Origin of the sequence: Micromonospora sp. BQ11 (genome assembly GCF_052068135.1) — a bacterium.
Taxonomy (GTDB): domain Bacteria; phylum Actinomycetota; class Actinomycetes; order Mycobacteriales; family Micromonosporaceae; genus Micromonospora.
On sequence record NZ_JBQHDB010000002.1, the window covers coordinates 33,667 to 50,261 of the forward strand.

The 16,595-nt window shown below is 71.3% G+C and carries 16 protein-coding genes; 5 read left to right on the forward strand and 11 right to left on the reverse strand.

What is annotated here, in order from left to right; all coding sequences use genetic code 11:
- The first annotated feature begins 203 nt into the window (after nt 1–203).
- Nucleotides 204–953 carry a glyoxalase gene (locus tag ACTMSW_RS04155; RefSeq protein WP_441179089.1) on the forward strand — a complete coding sequence of 250 codons (750 nt, stop codon included), beginning with the start codon at nt 204–206 and terminating at the stop codon, nt 951–953.
- A 54-nt stretch (nt 954–1,007) separates the two neighbouring features.
- On the opposite strand, the gene ACTMSW_RS04160 is transcribed toward ACTMSW_RS04155, so the two are convergent.
- The 8 genes from ACTMSW_RS04160 to ACTMSW_RS04195 all read right to left on the reverse strand — a co-directional run bounded on the left by ACTMSW_RS04160 (nt 1,008) and on the right by ACTMSW_RS04195 (nt 7,718).
- Complete coding sequence (locus ACTMSW_RS04160; RefSeq protein ID WP_441179090.1) at nt 1,008–1,415, reverse strand: metal-sulfur cluster assembly factor; 408 nt, start codon at nt 1,413–1,415, stop codon at nt 1,008–1,010.
- A complete protein-coding gene (gene sufU / locus ACTMSW_RS04165) occupies nt 1,412–1,888 on the reverse strand; it encodes a Fe-S cluster assembly sulfur transfer protein SufU (protein ID WP_441179091.1) in 477 nt (158 codons plus the stop codon). Before sufU ends, ACTMSW_RS04160 begins: the two co-directional genes overlap by 4 nt.
- On the reverse strand, nt 1,888–3,192 hold the full coding sequence (locus ACTMSW_RS04170; protein ID WP_441179092.1) for a cysteine desulfurase: 1,305 nt from the start codon (nt 3,190–3,192) through the stop codon (nt 1,888–1,890). Before ACTMSW_RS04170 ends, sufU begins: the two co-directional genes overlap by 1 nt.
- 7 nt (nt 3,193–3,199) lie before the next feature.
- Entirely contained in the window at nt 3,200–3,973 is a 774-nt protein-coding gene (sufC, locus tag ACTMSW_RS04175; RefSeq protein ID WP_441179093.1) for a Fe-S cluster assembly ATPase SufC, read from the reverse strand.
- Nucleotides 3,973–4,299, reverse strand: a complete 327-nt coding sequence (locus tag ACTMSW_RS04180; protein WP_441179094.1) for a non-heme iron oxygenase ferredoxin subunit — start codon at nt 4,297–4,299, stop codon at nt 3,973–3,975. The genes sufC and ACTMSW_RS04180 overlap by 1 nt, the downstream gene beginning before the upstream one ends.
- Entirely contained in the window at nt 4,299–5,441 is a 1,143-nt protein-coding gene (gene sufD, locus ACTMSW_RS04185) for a Fe-S cluster assembly protein SufD (protein ID WP_441179095.1), read from the reverse strand. The genes ACTMSW_RS04180 and sufD overlap by 1 nt, the downstream gene beginning before the upstream one ends.
- A gap of 91 nt (nt 5,442–5,532) precedes the next feature.
- Entirely contained in the window at nt 5,533–6,963 is a 1,431-nt protein-coding gene (sufB, locus tag ACTMSW_RS04190) for a Fe-S cluster assembly protein SufB (protein WP_441179096.1), read from the reverse strand.
- On the reverse strand, nt 6,960–7,718 hold the full coding sequence (locus tag ACTMSW_RS04195) for a helix-turn-helix transcriptional regulator (RefSeq protein ID WP_441179097.1): 759 nt from the start codon (nt 7,716–7,718) through the stop codon (nt 6,960–6,962). Before ACTMSW_RS04195 ends, sufB begins: the two co-directional genes overlap by 4 nt.
- A gap of 98 nt (nt 7,719–7,816) precedes the next feature.
- On the opposite strand from ACTMSW_RS04195, the gene ACTMSW_RS04200 reads away from it, so the two are divergent.
- Nucleotides 7,817–8,788 carry a COX15/CtaA family protein gene (locus ACTMSW_RS04200; protein WP_441179098.1) on the forward strand — a complete coding sequence of 324 codons (972 nt, stop codon included), beginning with the start codon at nt 7,817–7,819 and terminating at the stop codon, nt 8,786–8,788.
- Nucleotides 8,789–8,827: 39 nt separating this feature from the next.
- On the opposite strand, the gene ACTMSW_RS04205 is transcribed toward ACTMSW_RS04200, so the two are convergent.
- The 3 genes from ACTMSW_RS04205 to ACTMSW_RS04215 all read right to left on the reverse strand — a co-directional run bounded on the left by ACTMSW_RS04205 (nt 8,828) and on the right by ACTMSW_RS04215 (nt 11,328).
- A complete protein-coding gene (locus tag ACTMSW_RS04205; RefSeq protein ID WP_441179099.1) occupies nt 8,828–9,748 on the reverse strand; it encodes an ATP-grasp domain-containing protein in 921 nt (306 codons plus the stop codon).
- An 8-nt stretch (nt 9,749–9,756) separates the two neighbouring features.
- Nucleotides 9,757–10,092, reverse strand: coding sequence for a hypothetical protein (locus ACTMSW_RS04210; RefSeq protein WP_357030037.1), 336 nt, complete (start codon nt 10,090–10,092; stop codon nt 9,757–9,759).
- A gap of 276 nt (nt 10,093–10,368) precedes the next feature.
- Nucleotides 10,369–11,328 (reverse strand): heme o synthase, encoded by a 960-nt coding sequence (locus ACTMSW_RS04215; RefSeq protein WP_441179100.1) that lies wholly within the window; start codon nt 11,326–11,328, stop codon nt 10,369–10,371.
- 279 nt (nt 11,329–11,607) lie between these two features.
- Between ACTMSW_RS04215 and tkt the strand changes: the two genes are divergently transcribed.
- From tkt to ACTMSW_RS04230, 3 genes are read left to right on the forward strand one after another with little or no spacing between them, the layout of a single operon-like run.
- The gene (gene tkt / locus ACTMSW_RS04220; protein WP_441179101.1) at nt 11,608–13,746 is read left to right on the forward strand and encodes a transketolase; all 2,139 of its coding nucleotides are present in this window, start codon (nt 11,608–11,610) and stop codon (nt 13,744–13,746) included.
- Nucleotides 13,747–13,762: 16 nt separating this feature from the next.
- Nucleotides 13,763–14,947 carry a transaldolase gene (gene tal, locus ACTMSW_RS04225; protein WP_441179102.1) on the forward strand — a complete coding sequence of 395 codons (1,185 nt, stop codon included), beginning with the start codon at nt 13,763–13,765 and terminating at the stop codon, nt 14,945–14,947.
- Nucleotides 14,944–16,593 (forward strand): glucose-6-phosphate isomerase, encoded by a 1,650-nt coding sequence (locus ACTMSW_RS04230; RefSeq protein WP_441179103.1) that lies wholly within the window; start codon nt 14,944–14,946, stop codon nt 16,591–16,593. The genes tal and ACTMSW_RS04230 overlap by 4 nt, the downstream gene beginning before the upstream one ends.
- Nucleotides 16,594–16,595: the final 2 nt, after the last annotated feature.

Genomic DNA, 16,595 nt, shown 5'->3' on the forward strand with positions numbered 1-16,595 from the left:
GAGGACCGGCTCGACCGGCCGGGCCAACCAAAAGATCCACTCAATGTCGCTGACATCGGGGGGTCCGGGGCGGGGCGACACCCCGACGTCGATGACATCGAGTGGATCTTGGCTATGTGCGCCCGCTCGGGAAGTATGTGCGCCCGCTCGGGAAGGACGACACAATGGCCCGGCCATCCGAGCCCCCTGGGAGTGGAGTGCCGATGACCGAGGACCGCGTCCGGCCCAACGAGACCACGGTGCCGCTGCTGCACTGCACGTCACCCGAGGCGACTCTGACGTTCTGGCGGGCGCTCGGCTTCGCCGTCACCTACGAGCAGACCAGGCCCTACCTTTACCTGGCGTTCCGGTGGAGCGGGTTCGACCTGCACTACGGCCGCGCCCCGGGCGGCGTGGACCCGTCGGCCGAGCAGACCGGCGGTTGCCTGGTGATGGTCGACGCGGTCGCCCCGTACCACGCGGCGTTCAGCGCGTCGATGCGTTCCGCGTACGGCAAGGTGCTCGCCAAGGGTCTGCCCCGGATGACCCGCTACCGGCCCGGCGCCTCGCGGTTCACCGTCGTCGACCCGTCCGGAAACTCGATCATCTTCATCCAGCGGGACGAACCGAAGGAGCTGGAGTACGGCGGTTCGAAGCGGTTGACCGGGCTGACCCGGGTCCTCGACAACGCGCGGATCCTGCGCGAGTTCAAGAACGACGACCGGGCCGCCTTCCGGGCGCTGAACTCCGGACTGCGCCGACACGCCGCGACGGCACCGGCCGCCGAACAGGCGCTGGCGCTCGCCGTGCTGATCGAGCTGTCGGTCGCCCTGGGCGAGCCCGAGCGCGCGCCCGAGTGGGGTGCCCGGCTACGGGCGCTCCGGCTGACCGCACCGGAACGGCAACAGGTGATCCTCGCCGTTGCCGACCCGGCCGTCCTCGCGCCCTGGCTGCCGGACGCGGAGCCCGCGTAGACGCGTCGAGCGCGGCACCCGGATCGGGTGCCGCGCTCGACGGGACGCAAGGTGTCAGACGTTGAAGCCGAGGGAGCGGAGCTGGTCGCGCCCCTCATCGGTGATCTTGTCCGGGCCCCACGGCGGGAGCCACACCCAGTTGATCCGGATGTCGTCGACCAGTCCGCCGCCGGGACCGGTGGTCAGCGCCTGGCGGGTCTGGTCCTCGATCACGTCGGTGAGCGGGCAGGCCGCCGAGGTCAGCGTCATGTCCAGGGTGGCGACGTTGTCGTCGCCGACGTGCACGCCGTACACCAGGCCGAGGTCGACCACGTTGATGCCCAGCTCGGGGTCGACGACGTCCTTCATCGCCTCCTCGATGTCGGCGATGGCGGCCTTGCCGCCGGCCGCCGGGGCGGCGCCGTTCGTCGGGGCGGCGTCGCCGGTCTCCGGCGCCGCCGCCGTGGCAGTGTCCTCGCTCATGCCTTCACCTCCGTCGGGCTCGCGCCCACACCGGCGCGTGCCGCGGCGTCCTTGAACGCCATCCACGGCAACAGCGCGCACTTGACCCGGGCGGGGTAGCGGGCGACACCCGCGAACGCGACCCCGTCACCGAGTACGTCCTCGTCCGGCGTGACCTGGCCACGGCCGGACATCAACTCCAGGAAAGCCTCGTGCACCTCGAACGCCTCGCCGGCGCCCCGGCCGGTGAGCAGCTCGTGCAGGACGCTCGCCGAGGCCTGGCTGATCGAGCAGCCCATGCCGTCGTACGAGACGTCGTGCAGAACCTCACCGTCGGTGGCCACCCGGACGGTCACCTCGTCCCCGCAGGTCGGGTTGACGTGGTGCGCCTCGGCGACCCGGTCCGCCGGGTCGTCGGCGTCCCGCAGGCCACGGCCGTGCGGGTGCTTGTAGTGGTCCAGGATGATCTCCTGGTAGAGCGATTCAAGCTGCATCAGTCGAACACCTTCCGCACCCGCTCCAGGCCCGCCACCAGGGCGTCGATCTCCTCGGTGGTGGTGTAGAGGTAGAACGACGCGCGGGTCGTGGCCGGCACCCCGAACCGGACGCAGACCGGGCGGGCGCAGTGGTGGCCCACCCGCACCTGCACGCCGAGGGAGTCCAGCACCTGCCCCACGTCGTGCGGGTGGATGTCACCCAGCGCGAAGGAGATGGTGCCACCCCGGCCGACCGGCACCGACGGACCGAAGATCCGCAGGCCGGGTACCGAGGCGAGAGCGTCCAGGGCGTACGCGGTCAACTGCTTCTCGTGCCACTGGACGGCCCGCATCCCGATGCCGGTCAGGTAGTCCACGGCCGCGCCGAACGCCACGGCCTCGGCGATCGGCGGCGTGCCCGCCTCGAACCGCGCCGGCGGCGCGGCGAACGTGGAGCCCGCCATCGACACCGTCTCGATCATCGAACCGCCGCCGAACACCGGCGGCATCGCCGCGAGCAGCTCCGCACGGCCCCAGAGCACGCCGATGCCGGTGGGCGCGCACATCTTGTGCCCGGTGAAGACGATGAAGTCCGCGTCGTGGTCGACCACGTCCATCGGCATGTGCGGCACCGACTGCGAGCAGTCCAGCAGCAGCAGCGCGCCCACCTCGCGGACCCGCGCGGTGATCCGCGACGTGGCGTTGACGGTGCCCAGGATGTTGGACATGTGCACCAGCGAGACGATCTTCGTCCGTTCGGTGACCAGGTCCTCCAGGCCCGACTCGTCCAGGCGTCCGCCGTCGGTGACCGGGAACCAGCGCAGCGTCGCGCCGGTCCGCTCGGCCAGCAGCTGCCACGGCACGATGTTCGAGTGGTGCTCCATCTCGGAGATCACGATCTCGTCGCCGGGGCCCAGCCTGAAGCGCGGGTCACCGTCGGACCGCAGCGAGGCGTTCGAGAAGGCGTACGCCACGATGTTGATCGCCTCGGTGGAGTTCTTCGTGAACACCACCTCGTCGACGCTCGGCGCGTTGATGAACGCCGCGACCTTGGCTCGCGCGCCCTCGTACGCCTCGGTCGCCTCGGTGCCCAGGGTGTGCACCGAGCGCGACACGTTGGCGTTGTGCCGGGCGTAGTGCTCGGCGAGCACGTCGAGCACCTGGCGCGGCTTGTGCGACGTGTTGGCGCTGTCCAGGTAGACCAGCCGGTGCCCGTTGACCTCCCGGTCGAGGATCGGGAAGTCGGCGCGCACCGCCGCCACGTCGTACCGGGGCACGTCGTCGTACTGCGGCATGCCCGCCGGGATCGCGATGGAGGTCATCGAACCGTCAGGCCTTCGCCGAGCCGGCCCCGGCGGCGTAGCGCTCGTAGCCCTCGGCCTCGAGCTTGTCGGCCAGCTCCGACCCGCCCTGCTCGACGATCCGGCCGGCCACGAAGACGTGCACGAAGTCCGGCTTGATGTAGCGCAGGATGCGGGTGTAGTGGGTGATCAGCAGCACGCCGGTGTCGCCGGTGTCCCGGACCCGGTTGACGCCCTCGCTGACCACGCGCAGCGCGTCCACGTCAAGGCCGGAGTCGGTCTCGTCGAGGATCGCGATCTTCGGCTTGAGCAGCTCGAGCTGCACGATCTCGTGCCGCTTCTTCTCACCGCCGGAGAAGCCCTCGTTGACGTTGCGCTGGGCGAACGCCGGGTCCATCTGGAGGCGCTCCATGGCGCCGCGGAGCTCGCCGCCCCAGGTGCGCAGCTTCGGCGCCTCGCCGTCGATGGCGGTCTTGGCGGTACGCAGGAAGTTGGCCACCGAGACGCCGGGCACCTCGACCGGGTACTGCATGGCCAGGAAGAGACCGGCGCGGGCCCGCTCGTCGACGGACATGGCCAGCACGTCCTCGCCGTCGAGGGTCACCGAACCACCGGTGATCTCGTACCGGGGGTGGCCGGCGATCGAGTACGCCAGGGTGGACTTGCCGGAGCCGTTGGGGCCCATGATGGCGTGGGTCTCCCCCGACTTCACGGTCAGGTCGACGCCGGCCAGGATCGGCTTGAGCTCACCCTCGGGCAGCTTGACCGACACCTTCAGGTCGCGGATCTCCAGGGTGCTCATTATCGGGTCACTCCATTGCTCGGCGTCAGGCTGACGTAGATGTCGCCGTCGCGGACTTCGACGGGATAGACGGGAACGGGTTCGGTGGCGGGCAGCCCGGTCGGCTCGCCGGTCCTCAGGTCGAAACGGGAACCGTGCAGCCAGCATTCCAGCGTGCAGCCCTCCACCTCGCCCTCGGACAGGGCGACCGACGCGTGCGAGCACTCGTCGAACACGGCGTGGAACGAGCCGTCCTCGGCGTGCACCAGGGCGATCTGCGTGCCGTCGACGTCCGCGCTGATCGCGGTGCCCTTCGGCACGTCCTCGGTCGAGCAGATCCGGATCATCAGGCGCCCGCCTTGGCCAGCCGGGCCTCGATCGCGTCCCCCAGGCGCTCGCGCAGGGACTCCACCGGGATCTTGTTGATCAGCTCGGCGAAGAAGCCGCGCACCACCAGGCGCCGGGCCTCGCTCTCCGGGATGCCCCGGGCCATCAGGTAGAAGAGCTGCTCGTCGTCGAAACGACCGGTCGCGCTCGCGTGGCCGGCGCCGGCGATCTCGCCGGTCTCGATCTCGAGGTTGGGTACGGAGTCCGCCCGCGCACCGTCGCTGAGCAGCAGGTTCCGGTTGATCTCGTACGTGTCGGTGCCGGTCGCCTCGGCCCGGATGAGCACGTCGCCCACCCAGACGGTGTGCGCGTCCTCGCCCTGCAGGGCGCCCCGGTAGCCGACGTAGCTGCGGCAGTCCGGCACGTTGTGGTCGACCAGCTGGCGGTGCTCCAGGTGCTGCCCGCCGTCGGCGAAGTAGACGCCGTACAGCTCGGCCTCGCCGCCCCGGCCGGTGTACTCCACCGAGGTGTACTGCCGGACCAGGTCGCCGCCCAGGCTGACCTGCACGTGGATGACCTTGGCGTCCCGGCCCAGCCGCACCTTGAGGTGCTGGGCCTGGACCGCGTCGGCCTCCCAGTCGGCGACGGTGACCAGGGTCAGCTTCGCGCCGTCGGCCACCGACACCTCGACGTTGTCGGCCAGGGTGCCGGTGCCGACGTGCTCCAGCACCAGGGTCACCTCGGCGAACCGGCCCACCTCGACGTACGTGTGCCCGAAGGCCAGCCCCTCGGCGCCGCCGCCGACCACCCGCAGGCTCACCGGCTCCGCCACCACGGCGTCCCGCGCGACCTCGACCAGCAGCGCCTGCTCGGCACCGCCGTAGGCCAGCGCGCTGACCCGGTCGACCGGGGTGAGCACACTGCCCACCCGCGGGTCGTCCTTGCCGATCCGCGCGACGGTGACGCCCGCGGGCAGGTCGCCGTACTCGTGCCGGACCGTGGCGGTGGCGGCCTGCGCCCCACCGACCAGCCCGCGCAGACGCTTGAGCGGGGTGAAGCGCCACTCCTCCTCCAGGCCCGTCAGGGCCGGGAAGTCGGCGACGTCGTACGAGCGGAGCGCCTGCGTCTTGGTGCTGGGCGGCGCGGAAGCCTGGGTAGTCATCTCTTCCTTGGTCTGTTCTGCAACGACGACGGTGTCTGGTGCTCGGAGCGGCGGGCCGGCGTGGCCGGCCCGCCGGGCGGGACGGGCGGCGTCAGCCGACCGCGCCCTCCATCTGCAGCTCGATCAGGCGGTTGAGCTCCAGGGCGTACTCCATCGGGAGCTCCTTGGCGATCGGCTCGATGAAGCCGCGGACGATCATCGCCATCGCCTCGTCCTCGCTCAGGCCCCGGCTCATCAGGTAGAAGAGCTGGTCGTCGCTGATCTTCGAGACGGTCGCCTCGTGCCCCATCGACACGTCGTCCTCGCGGATGTCGACGTACGGGTAGGTGTCCGAGCGGGAGATGGTGTCGACCAGCAGCGCGTCGCACTTCACGGTGCTCCGGCTGCTGTGCGAGCCCTCCAGCACCTGCACCAGGCCCCGGTACGAGGTGCGGCCGCCGCCCCGGGCGATCGACTTCGACACGATGGTCGAGGAGGTGTGCGGCGCGGCGTGCACCATCTTGGCGCCCGCGTCCTGGTGCTGGCCCTCGCCGGCCATGGCCACCGAGAGCACCTCGCCCTTGGCGTGCTCGCCGGTCATGTAGACCGCCGGGTACTTCATGGTGACCTTGGAGCCGATGTTGCCATCGATCCACTCCATGGTCGCGCCCTCGTGGCAGACGGCGCGCTTGGTGACCAGGTTGTAGACGTTGTTCGACCAGTTCTGGATGGTCGTGTAGCGGCAGCGCGCGTTCTTCTTGACGATGATCTCCACCACGGCGCTGTGCAGCGAGTCCGAGGAGTAGATCGGCGCGGTGCAGCCCTCGACGTAGTGCACGTACGCGCCCTCGTCGACGATGATCAGCGTCCGCTCGAACTGGCCCATGTTCTCCGTGTTGATCCGGAAGTAGGCCTGCAGCGGGATCTCCACCTGCACGCCCTTGGGCACGTAGATGAACGAGCCGCCGGACCAGACGGAGGTGTTCAGTGCGGCGAACTTGTTGTCGCCGACCGGGATCACCGTGCCGAAGTACTCCTTGAAGACGTCCTCGTGCTCGCGCAGCGCCGTGTCGGTGTCCAGGAAGAGGACGCCCTGCTCCTCGAGGTCCTCACGGATCTTGTGGTAGACGACCTCGGACTCGTACTGCGCCGCCACACCGGCGACGAGGCGCTGCTTCTCGGCCTCGGGGATGCCCAGCCGGTCGTAGGTGTTCTTGATGTCCTCGGGCAGGTCCTCCCAGTTGGCGGCCTGCTTCTCCGTGGAGCGGACGAAGTACTTGATGTTGTCGAAGTCGATCCCGGTGAGGTCGGCGCCCCAGGCCGGCATCGGCTTGCGACCGAACAGCCGCAGACCCTTCAGCCGCAGGTCGAGCATCCAGGCCGGCTCGTTCTTCTTGGCCGAGATGTCCCGCACCACCGCCTCGCTGAGACCGCGCTGGGCCACCGACCCCGCGACGTCCGGGTCGGCCCAGCCGTACTCGTAGTTGCCCAGGGCGGCGAGCTGCTCTTCCTGGGTCAGGGGCTGGACGATCTGCTCGGTCATCTATCTGTCCTCACAGTGGTGACGGTCTTACCGGACTGGGCACGCCCCGGCTGACCGGGAATGTGCGTGGTGCACACCCCGTCGCCGTGCGCGATGGTGGCCAGGCGCTGCACGTGGGTGCCGACCAGACGGGAGATCACCGCGGTCTCGGCCTCGCACAGCTGGGGGAACTCGGCGGCCACGTGCGCCACCGGACAGTGGTGCTGGCAGAGCTGGCCGCCGGAGGCGATCGTGGACGCGTTCGCAGCGTAACCCTCGACGGTCAGCGCCCCCGCGAGCGCCTCCGCGCGCGCCAGGGGGTTGTCGCCGGCGTCCTCCATGGCCGCCCGGCAGCGGGCCTCCAAGGCCGCGACCTGCTCGGTGGCGAACGCCTCCACCGCGTCGGAACCACCGTTGCGGGCGATCCAGCGCAGCGCGGCGGTGGCCATGTTGTCGTAGTGGTGGGTGCCACAGCGGCCCCGGCCGGCGTCGGTCAGCTCGAACACCTTGGCCGGACGGCCCCGGCCGCGACTGCCGCGCACGACCTGCTCGCGGGCGGCCACGTCACCGTCGACGAGCATCGCGTCGAGGTGGCGACGGATCGCGGCCGGGCTGAGCCCGAGCGCGTCGCCGAGCTGCGCGGCGGTGGTCGCGCCCCGCTCCAGCAGCAGCCGGGTTACCCGGTCGCGGGTGGAGAGGTCCGTGGCGGACACGGGCTGACCGGCGACCGGAACGGTCGTCGGCTGGCGCCCGGAGAGCCCTGCCACGTTTTTCACAACGCCAACGTTACGTAATTCGTCAGGTGCCCGCAAACCCGGGGTCCGGTGATCCGAACCACCGGGCCGGCGGAGCCGCACGAACCTCGATCACTACAGTGCGTAGGATTTGCGCCGTGACTCCATCCGTCCGGTTCCCGGTCTCCACCACGCTGCTGCGCCGTCTGGCGTACGCCAACATCGTCGCGAACGTGGCGATCGTCGTCACCGGCGGGGCCGTCCGGTTGACCGCGTCCGGTCTGGGCTGCCCCACCTGGCCGCGGTGCACCGACGAGTCGTACACCACCACGCCCGAGATGGGCGTGCACGGGGTGATCGAGTTCGGCAACCGGCTGCTCACCTTCGCGGTCGGGATCATCGCGCTGGTGGTCCTGGTCGCGGTGCTGCTGCACCGCCCCCGCCGCCGAGGGCTGCTGCCTCTGGCGGTCGCCGTGTTCCTGGGCATCCCCGCCCAGGCGGTCCTCGGGGGCATCACGGTGCTCACCGACCTCAACCCGTGGGTGGTCGGCCTGCACTTCCTGGCCTCGATGCTGGTCATCGCCGCCGCGTACGCCCTCTGGCGGCGCGTGAAGGACCCCGACGGCCCGGCGGTCGCCGTGGTCCCGGCGCCGCTGCGGACCCTCGCCCTGATCACCACGGCAGTGAGCGCGGCGGTGCTGGTGATCGGCACCTGGGTGACCGGCAGCGGCCCCCACGCCGGCGACCACGGCGCCGCCCGTAACGGCCTGGACCCGGAGACCATCTCCCAGGTCCACGCCGACGCGGTCTTCCTGCTGGTCGGCCTCTCGGTGGCCCTGGTCTTCGCCTTCCGCGCGGTCGGCGCGACCGGCGCCTACCGGGCCGCTCTGGTGCTTCTCGCCGTGGAGCTCGGTCAGGGCGTGATCGGCTTCGTGCAGTACTTCACGGACCTGCCGGCGATCCTGGTCGGCGCGCACATGCTGGGGTCCTGCCTGGTCCTGCTGGCCACGCTGTCGGTGCTGTGGTCGACCCGCGAGCGTCGCCCGGCCGCGACCCCCTCGGCAGCGGAGGCCGCCGCCCGGACCGAGACGTCCGTCCCGATCCCGGCCTGACCGCCGCGGGCCCCGGGCCACGATCGGCCCGCCGCAGGCTCAGACGGGACGGGACAGCCGGGTGAGGACCGCCTCGGCGAGGCGGTCGGCGGCACCGTCGGCGTACCCGAGGAAGAGCGAGGGCTCGGTCAGCTCCAGCTCCACCAGCACCGGCGCGCCGTCGGCACCCGGGATCAGGTCGACCCGCGCGTAGAGCAGCCGCTCCGACCCGCCCGGGACCGCCGCCAGCGTCCTCTCCGCCACCGCCCGCTCGTCGGCGCTCGCGTCGCGGGCGCGGATCTCCTCGGCCTTGTAGAGCCCGTCCGTGCCGAGGTCGGGCCCGGTGAGCATGGGGCCCTTCCGGATTGCGTGGCTGAACCGGAGCCCGTCCGGGGTGGCCAGGAAGAGCAGCGCGGTCTCGCCGGCCGTGTCGACCGCGTCCAGGTACGGCTGCACCATGGTGAGCCGGCCGGCGTCACCGAGGCGCCGCACGTGGGCGTACGCGAGGTCGCGGTGCTCCGGGTCGGCCAGGTCGTAGCGGCCGGTGTCCTGGCTGCCGGCGCTGACCGCGGGCTTGATCACGTACTCGCCGCGGTCGGCGGGCGCGGTCCACGTCTCCCCCTGCGCCACCCAGGCGGTGGGCACGGTGGGCACTCCGGCGGCGGACAGCTCGTCGAGGTAGCGCTTGTCGGTGTTCCACCGGACCACGTCGGCCGGGTTGGCCAGGGCCGGCACGGTCTGCGCCCAGGCGACGAACTCGTCCCGGCGGGACATGTAGTCCCAGGGCGAGCGGAGCACCGCCAGGTCGTAGCGCGACCAGTCGACGGTCGGGTCGTCCCAGACGACGGCGTCGGCGACCACGCCGCGCGCCGCGAGCGGGTCGATCACGAGGCGGTCGTCGGCCTCCAGGTCGGCGAGTTCCGCACAGGTCACGAGAGCGACCCGGGGTTTCCCCCGGGTCGACTGGTGGTGAGTGGTCAATTTATGTGTCAGCGGGACATCGTGCGCCGGGCCATCGACCGCCAGAGGTCGTTGCTCGGACGCATCTGGTCCATGAGTTCACGCTCCCAGGCGTTCTCGACGGTGACTCCCGCCTTGGCGCACGCCTGCCGTGCGACGACGGTGTCGTCGGCGAACTGGTCGCCCCACGCCCCGTCCTCGCCCACCAGGACGATCCGTGCCCCCCGCTTGCCGACGTACTCGATGACCGCCTTCGCCCCGCCGTGCCCGGCGGCGAACGACTTGATACCCGCGACCAGGCCGTTGGGGGCCTGGGCGGTGGCGGCCTGCTCAGCCGTCAGCGTCGTATCGGAACCATCTGCCATGACGCGAAGCCTAAGCAGACGTGCACCCGTGCGGGCGACTTCCGTGAACCTTTTGTGATGCCAATTACCTGCAGGTTTAAGGAAGACAACAGGTAAACAGCCCGGATATGTCCGGATTTACCCGTGCCAACCACCGCGACGAAGTGGCTGGATCTTGAACAGACAGCGACAGGCCCGACGGTGTGACGAAACTTCCTCCCGACCAACGGTAAAGCCGGACAAGTCGCTCGTCAGGCTGACTTGTCCGGCTTTCGTGGTACCGATCGACCGGGTCGCTCAGAGCAGGGCGTCGAGCGCCACCGCGGCGAACAGGATGGTCAGGTAGGTCGTGGACCAGTGGAACAGCCGCATCGGCTTGACCGCCTCGCCCCGCGTCGCGCGACGGCACAGCTTGTGCGCCTCGACCAGGAAGATCGCTCCCACCACCAGGGTCGGTACGCCGTAGACGGCGCTCATCCCCAGCGGCCAGACCGCCAGCGAGGTGAGCACCGTGAGCCAGGCGAAGATCAGGATCTCCGCGTTGACCCGGCGGGTGGAGGCCACCACCGGCAGCATCGGGATGCCCGCCCGGGCATAGTCGTCCTTGTACTTCATCGCCAGCGGGTAGAAGTGCGGCATCTGCCAGAAGAAGACCACCGCGAACAGCCCCCACGCCGCCGGGGCGAGGGACCCGGTCACCGCCGCCCAGCCGATCAGCACCGGGGCCGCCCCGCAGGCACCGCCCCAGAAGGTGTTGGCGGTCGTGGTGCGCTTGAGCCAGAGCGTGTAGACGAGGTCGTAGTAGACGATCGCGGCCAGCGTGAGACCGGCCGCCAGCAGGTTGGTCGTCACCGCCATCAGGACGACCGAGACGACCGCCAGCACCAGGCCGAAGACCAGCGCGCTGCGCGGCGACACGGTGTGCGCGGGCAGTGGGCGACGCTTCGTGCGCCGCATCAGCTGGTCGATGTCGCGGTCGATGTAGCAGTTGAGGACACTGGCCGCGCCGGCGGCCAGCGAGCCGCCCACCAGCACCACCGCCACCAGCCACAGCGAGGGCATGCCGCCGTGCGCGAGCATCATCGCCGGGACCGTGGTCACCAGGAGCAGCTCGACGATCCGCGGCTTGGTGAGCGCCACGTACGCCGCCACGACCGCCCGCAGGTCGCGGGGGCGGGCCGCCGCCCTCTCCGCGACCGTGCGCACCGGCGGCTGCCCGGCAGAGTTGCTGACGGGGCGCTCGGTGATCATGCTCACGGATTGCCACCTTCCGGCGTCGGGAGGGGAGGTCGGGGCCGGGCGGGACCACGTCCGGGGTCCACACCGCACCACACACTACGCGCTGTCGTTTTAGCTGCCCGGGGGACCCGGTAACGGTGCCGGCCGTCACACCCGACCGGCGACGGGGCGCACTGAACGACCGATCCCTCCGGACACGTACATACGAGCATGCAGAGATCCCCGGGCGGACGTTTAGGAACGCTCGATAGGGTCATCAGTGAGGGTTCCGCCCATCTGCCGAGGAGCACAACCATCGTGGCTGCCAACCGACCCGAGCACCCCGCACTCAACTGGTCCGACCTCGACCGCCGGGCCGTGGACACGGTCCGCGTGCTGGCCATGGACGCCGTGGAGAAATCCGGCAACGGCCATCCGGGCACGGCGATGAGCCTCGCGCCCGCGGCGTACCTGCTTTTCAACCGGGTCATGCGGCACAACCCGGCCGACCCGAACTGGGCGGGGCGGGACCGCTTCGTGCTCTCCGCCGGCCACTCCAGCCTGACCCTCTACATCCAGCTCTTCCTCTCCGGCTACCCGTTGAGCCTGGAGGACCTGCAGTCGCTGCGTCAGTGGGGCTCGCTCACCCCGGGCCACCCCGAGCACGGGCACACCCCGGGCGTGGAGACGACCACCGGCCCGCTCGGCCAGGGCCTCGGCAACGCCGTCGGCATGGCGATGGCGGCCCGCCGCGAGCGCGGCCTGTTCGACCCGGAGGCCGAGCCGGGCGCCTCGGTCTTCGACCACGACATCTGGTGTATCGCCTCCGACGGCGACATCGAAGAGGGCATCAGCCACGAGGCCAGCGCGCTCGCCGGGCACCAGCAGCTGGGCAACCTCTGCCTGATCTACGACGACAACGAGATCTCGATCGAGGACGACACCCGGATCGCCAAGAGCGAGGACGTCGCCGCTCGCTACGAGGCGTACGGCTGGCACGTGCAGACCGTCGACTGGCGGCGCGGCGAGGCCGACCAGGGCGACTACCACGAGGACGTGGAGGAGCTGTACCGCGCACTGCTGGCGGCGAAGGCCGAGACCGCGCGCCCCTCCTTCATCGTGCTGCGCACCATCATCGGCTGGCCCGCGCCCAACAAGCAGAACACCGGCAAGATCCACGGTTCGGCGCTCGGCGGTGACGAGGTGGCCGCCACCAAGCAGATCCTCGGCTTCGACCCGGCCCAGTCGTTCGAGGTCGCCGAGGAGGTCCTCGCGCACGCCCGCGAGGTGATGCAGCGGGGCGCCGCCGCCCAGCAGGAGTGGACCCCGGCCTTCGAGACCTGGGCCGGCGCCGACGCCGAGCGGAAGGCGCTGTACGACCGGATGGCCGGCCGGGTGCTGCCGCAGGGCTGGGCCGACGCCCTGCCGGAGTTCCCCGCCGACGCCAAGGGCATCGCGACGCGGGCCGCGTCCGGCAAGGTCCTGGAGGCGCTCGCCCCGGTGCTGCCGGAGCTGTGGGGCGGCTCGGCCGACCTCGCGGAGAGCAACAACACCACCATGAAGGGCGAGCCCTCCTTCGTCCCGGCGGCCCACGCAACCAAGGACTTCCCCGGCCACGAGTACGGCCGGACGCTGCACTTCGGCATCCGCGAGCACGCCATGGGAGCGATCCTCAACGGCATCGCCCTGCACGGTGGCACCCGACCGTACGGCGGCACGTTCCTCGTGTTCAGCGACTACATGCGCCCGTCGGTACGGCTGGCCGCGCTGATGAAGCTGCCGGTGGTCTACGTCTGGACGCACGACTCGATCGGCCTCGGCGAGGACGGCCCGACCCACCAGCCGGTGGAACAACTGACCGCGCTGCGGGCCATCCCGGGCCTGGACGTGGTCCGCCCGGCCGACGCCAACGAGACCGCCTGGGCGTGGCGGCAGGCCCTGGAGCACACCGACCGGCCGACCGCCCTGGCGCTCAGCCGCCAGGCGCTGCCGACCCTGGACCGGTCGACCCTGGCCGGCGCCGAGGGCGTCGCCCGGGGCGGCTACGTGCTGGCGGAGGCGTCCAACGGCAAGCCGCAGGTGATCATCGTCGGCACCGGGTCCGAGGTGCAGCTCTGCCTGACCGCGCGCGAGCGGCTGGAGGCCGAGGGCACCCCCACCCGGGTCGTGTCCATGCCCTGTCAGGAGTGGTTCTACGAGCAGGACGAGGCGTACCGGGAGTCGGTGCTCCCGCGCGGGGTAAAGGCCCGGGTGAGCGTGGAGGCGGGCATCGCCATGTCGTGGCGCGGCGTGGTCGGTGACCTCGGCGAGAGCGTGAGCCTGGAGCACTACGGGGCGAGCGCCCCGCACACCGTGCTCTTCGAGCAGTTCGGGTTCACCCCCGACCGGATCATGGCGGCGGCTCACGCCTCGCTGGCCCGGGTGGGCGACATCACCGGTTTCACGACCGGCAACTGAGGGGAGCGTCGACAGCATGACGACGGACAGGCTGAACGAACTCACCGCCGCAGGCGTGGCGGTCTGGCTGGATGATCTTTCCCGGGTACGACTGAGCTCCGGCGGGCTGGACCAGCTCCGCCGTGAGAAGCACGTCGTCGGGGTGACCACCAACCCGACGATCTTCGCGAAGGCGCTGAGCGACGCCGACGAGTACGACTGGCAGCTGCGCGACCTGGCCACCCGTGGGGTGGAGGTCGAGGAGGCCGTACGCATGCTCACCACGTACGACGTGCGGTGGGCGTGCGACGTGATGCGCCCGTCGTACGACGCCAGCGCGGGCGTGGACGGCCGGGTCTCCATCGAGGTCGACCCGCGCGTGGCCCACGACGCGGAGAAGACCGCCGCCGAGGCCAAGGCGCTGTGGTGGCTGGTCGACCGGCCGAACCTCTTCATCAAGATCCCGGCCACCGAGGCGGGCCTGCCGGCGATCACCGCGACCCTGGCCGAGGGGATCAGCGTCAACGTGACCCTGATCTTCAGCCTGGAGCGGTACGCGAAGGTGATGGAGGCGTTCCTGGCCGGCCTGGAGCAGGCGAAGGCCAACGGCCACGACCTGTCCAGGATCGGCTCGGTCGCGTCGTTCTTCGTCTCCCGCGTCGACGCCGAGGTCGACAAGCGGCTGGAGAAGATCGGCTCCGGCGAGGCCAGGGCGCTGCGCGGCAAGGCCGCCGTCGCCAACGCCCGGCTGGCGTACGAGCGCTACGGCGAGGTCTTCTCCTCCGACCGCTGGCAGGCCCTCGCCGACGCCGGCGCGCACCCGCAGCGACCGCTGTGGGCGTCCACCTCGACGAAGAACCCCGACTACCGGGATGTGATCTACGTCGAGGAGCTGATCGCCCCCGGCACCGTCAACACCATGCCGGAGCCGGTGATCCACGCGTTCGGCGACCACGGCGAGACGAGCGGCGGCGACACCATCACCGGCGCGTACGACGAGGCCCGGAAGGTCTTCCGCGACCTGGAGACGGTCGGTGTGGACATGGCCGACGTCATCGGCGTGCTGGAGCGCGAGGGCGTGGAGAAGTTCGAGGCGAGCTGGCTGGAGCTGCTGGACGGCGTCCGCAAGTCCCTTGAGGCGGCCGGTGCCGGCAAGAGTCACCCGAGCGACGCCGCGAAGCCCAACGCCGAGGCCGCGCAGCAGGCGGGAGGCAACGCGTGAGCGACCTGCTGTCGGGGGCCGTCGAGGCGGCCGCCGGGCTCGCCGTGTACGGGGCGGACGCGGTCGACAAATCCGCGCCCGCCTCCACCCGCGACGCGCTGGTCTCCGCCGGCGTGCCGGCCAAGCTGGCCGACAAGGACCCGACCCTGTGGGGCCCGGACGCCGAGGCCGAGGCGAAGATCAGGCTCGGCTGGGTGGACACCCACCGCCGCAGCCGGGAGCTCCTCCCCCAGCTCGCCGAGCTGAAGGCGGAGCTGGGCGACCTGGACCACGTGGTCCTCGCCGGCATGGGCGGTTCGTCGCTGGCCCCCGAGGTCATCGCGCGCACCCTCGGCAAGGAACTCACCGTTCTGGACACCACCGACCCGGGCCAGGTCCGGGCGGCGCTGGCCGACCGGCTGGAGCGCACCGTGGTCGTGGTGGCCAGCAAGTCCGGCTCCACCGTGGAGACCGACAGCCACCGCCGGGCGTACTGGCAGGCGTTCCTGGACGCCGGGATGACCGAGGCGGAGGCCGGCCGACACTTCGTCATCGTCACCGACCCGGGTTCGCCGCTGGAGGCCACCGCCACCGAGATGGGCGCGTTCACCGTGCTCGCCGACCCGAACGTGGGCGGGCGCTACTCGGCGCTGACCGCGTTCGGCCTGGTGCCGTCCGCGCTGGCCGGCGTCGAGGTGGCCGAACTGCTGGACCAGGCCGACGAGCTGTCCCGCTCGCTCGGCGGCGACCGCGACAACCCGGGTCTCGCCCTCGGCGCGGCGCTCGGCGCGGCGGCAACCATCGGACGGGACAAGATCGCGCTGGTCGCCGACGGCACCGGTGTCGAGGGGCTGGGTGACTGGGCCGAGCAGCTCATCGCCGAGTCCACCGGCAAGGCCGGCGTGGGCATCCTGCCGGTGGTGGTCGAGTCGCCGCAGAGCCCCGGGGCCACCGGCGACGACGTGCTCACCGTCACCTACGGCGGCGCGCTGAACGCCGGGGACGTGCCCGGCGGCGGCGCGAACCCGGACGTGGCGGTCAACGGTCCGCTCGGCGCCCAGTTCCTGACCTGGGAGTACGCCACGGCGATCGCCGGTGTCGTGCTGGGCATCGACCCGTTCAACCAGCCCAACGTCACCGAGTCCAAGGAGAACACCAACACGATCCTCGCCTCGGGCCCGCCGGCGGAGACGTCGTCGTTCACCGAGGGCGCGATCGAGGTGTACGCGCCGCAGGGCGCACCGGATGACCTGGCCGGCGTGCTGCGCTGGCTGGTCGACGGGCTCGGCGACGACGGCTACCTCGCCGTCATGGCGTACCTGGACCGGTTCGCCGACGCGGACGCGGCCCAGCTGCGTCCGGCGCTGGCCGGTGCCGCCGGGCGGCCGGTCACCTTCGGCTGGGGGCCCCGCTTCCTGCACTCCACCGGCCAGTACCACAAGGGCGGTCCGCAGGTCGGCAGTTACCTCCAGGTCACCGGGACGCCGGCGGAGGACCTGCCGGTGCCCGGTAAGGCGTACACCTTCGGTGAGCTGCAGGCCGCGCAGGCCGCCGGCGACCGGCAGGCCCTCGCCGGCCGGCAGCGCCCGGTGGTGCGCCTGCACCTGACCGACCGGTCGGCGGGCGTGACCCAGCTGCTGGACGCGGTCGGGAAGCTGCACGCGTGACG

Coding starts and splice junctions, on each gene's coding strand:
- ACTMSW_RS04155 (WP_441179089.1), top strand. CDS start 204: ATGACCGAGGACCGCGTCCGGCCCAACGAGACCACGGTGCCGCTGCTG.
- ACTMSW_RS04160 (WP_441179090.1), bottom strand. CDS start 1,415: ATGAGCGAGGACACTGCCACGGCGGCGGCGCCGGAGACCGGCGACGCC.
- sufU (WP_441179091.1), bottom strand. CDS start 1,888: ATGCAGCTTGAATCGCTCTACCAGGAGATCATCCTGGACCACTACAAG.
- ACTMSW_RS04170 (WP_441179092.1), bottom strand. CDS start 3,192: ATGACCTCCATCGCGATCCCGGCGGGCATGCCGCAGTACGACGACGTG.
- sufC (WP_441179093.1), bottom strand. CDS start 3,973: ATGAGCACCCTGGAGATCCGCGACCTGAAGGTGTCGGTCAAGCTGCCC.
- ACTMSW_RS04180 (WP_441179094.1), bottom strand. CDS start 4,299: ATGATCCGGATCTGCTCGACCGAGGACGTGCCGAAGGGCACCGCGATC.
- sufD (WP_441179095.1), bottom strand. CDS start 5,441: ATGACTACCCAGGCTTCCGCGCCGCCCAGCACCAAGACGCAGGCGCTC.
- sufB (WP_441179096.1), bottom strand. CDS start 6,963: ATGACCGAGCAGATCGTCCAGCCCCTGACCCAGGAAGAGCAGCTCGCC.
- ACTMSW_RS04210 (WP_357030037.1), bottom strand. CDS start 10,092: ATGGCAGATGGTTCCGATACGACGCTGACGGCTGAGCAGGCCGCCACC.
- tal (WP_441179102.1), top strand. CDS start 13,763: ATGACGACGGACAGGCTGAACGAACTCACCGCCGCAGGCGTGGCGGTC.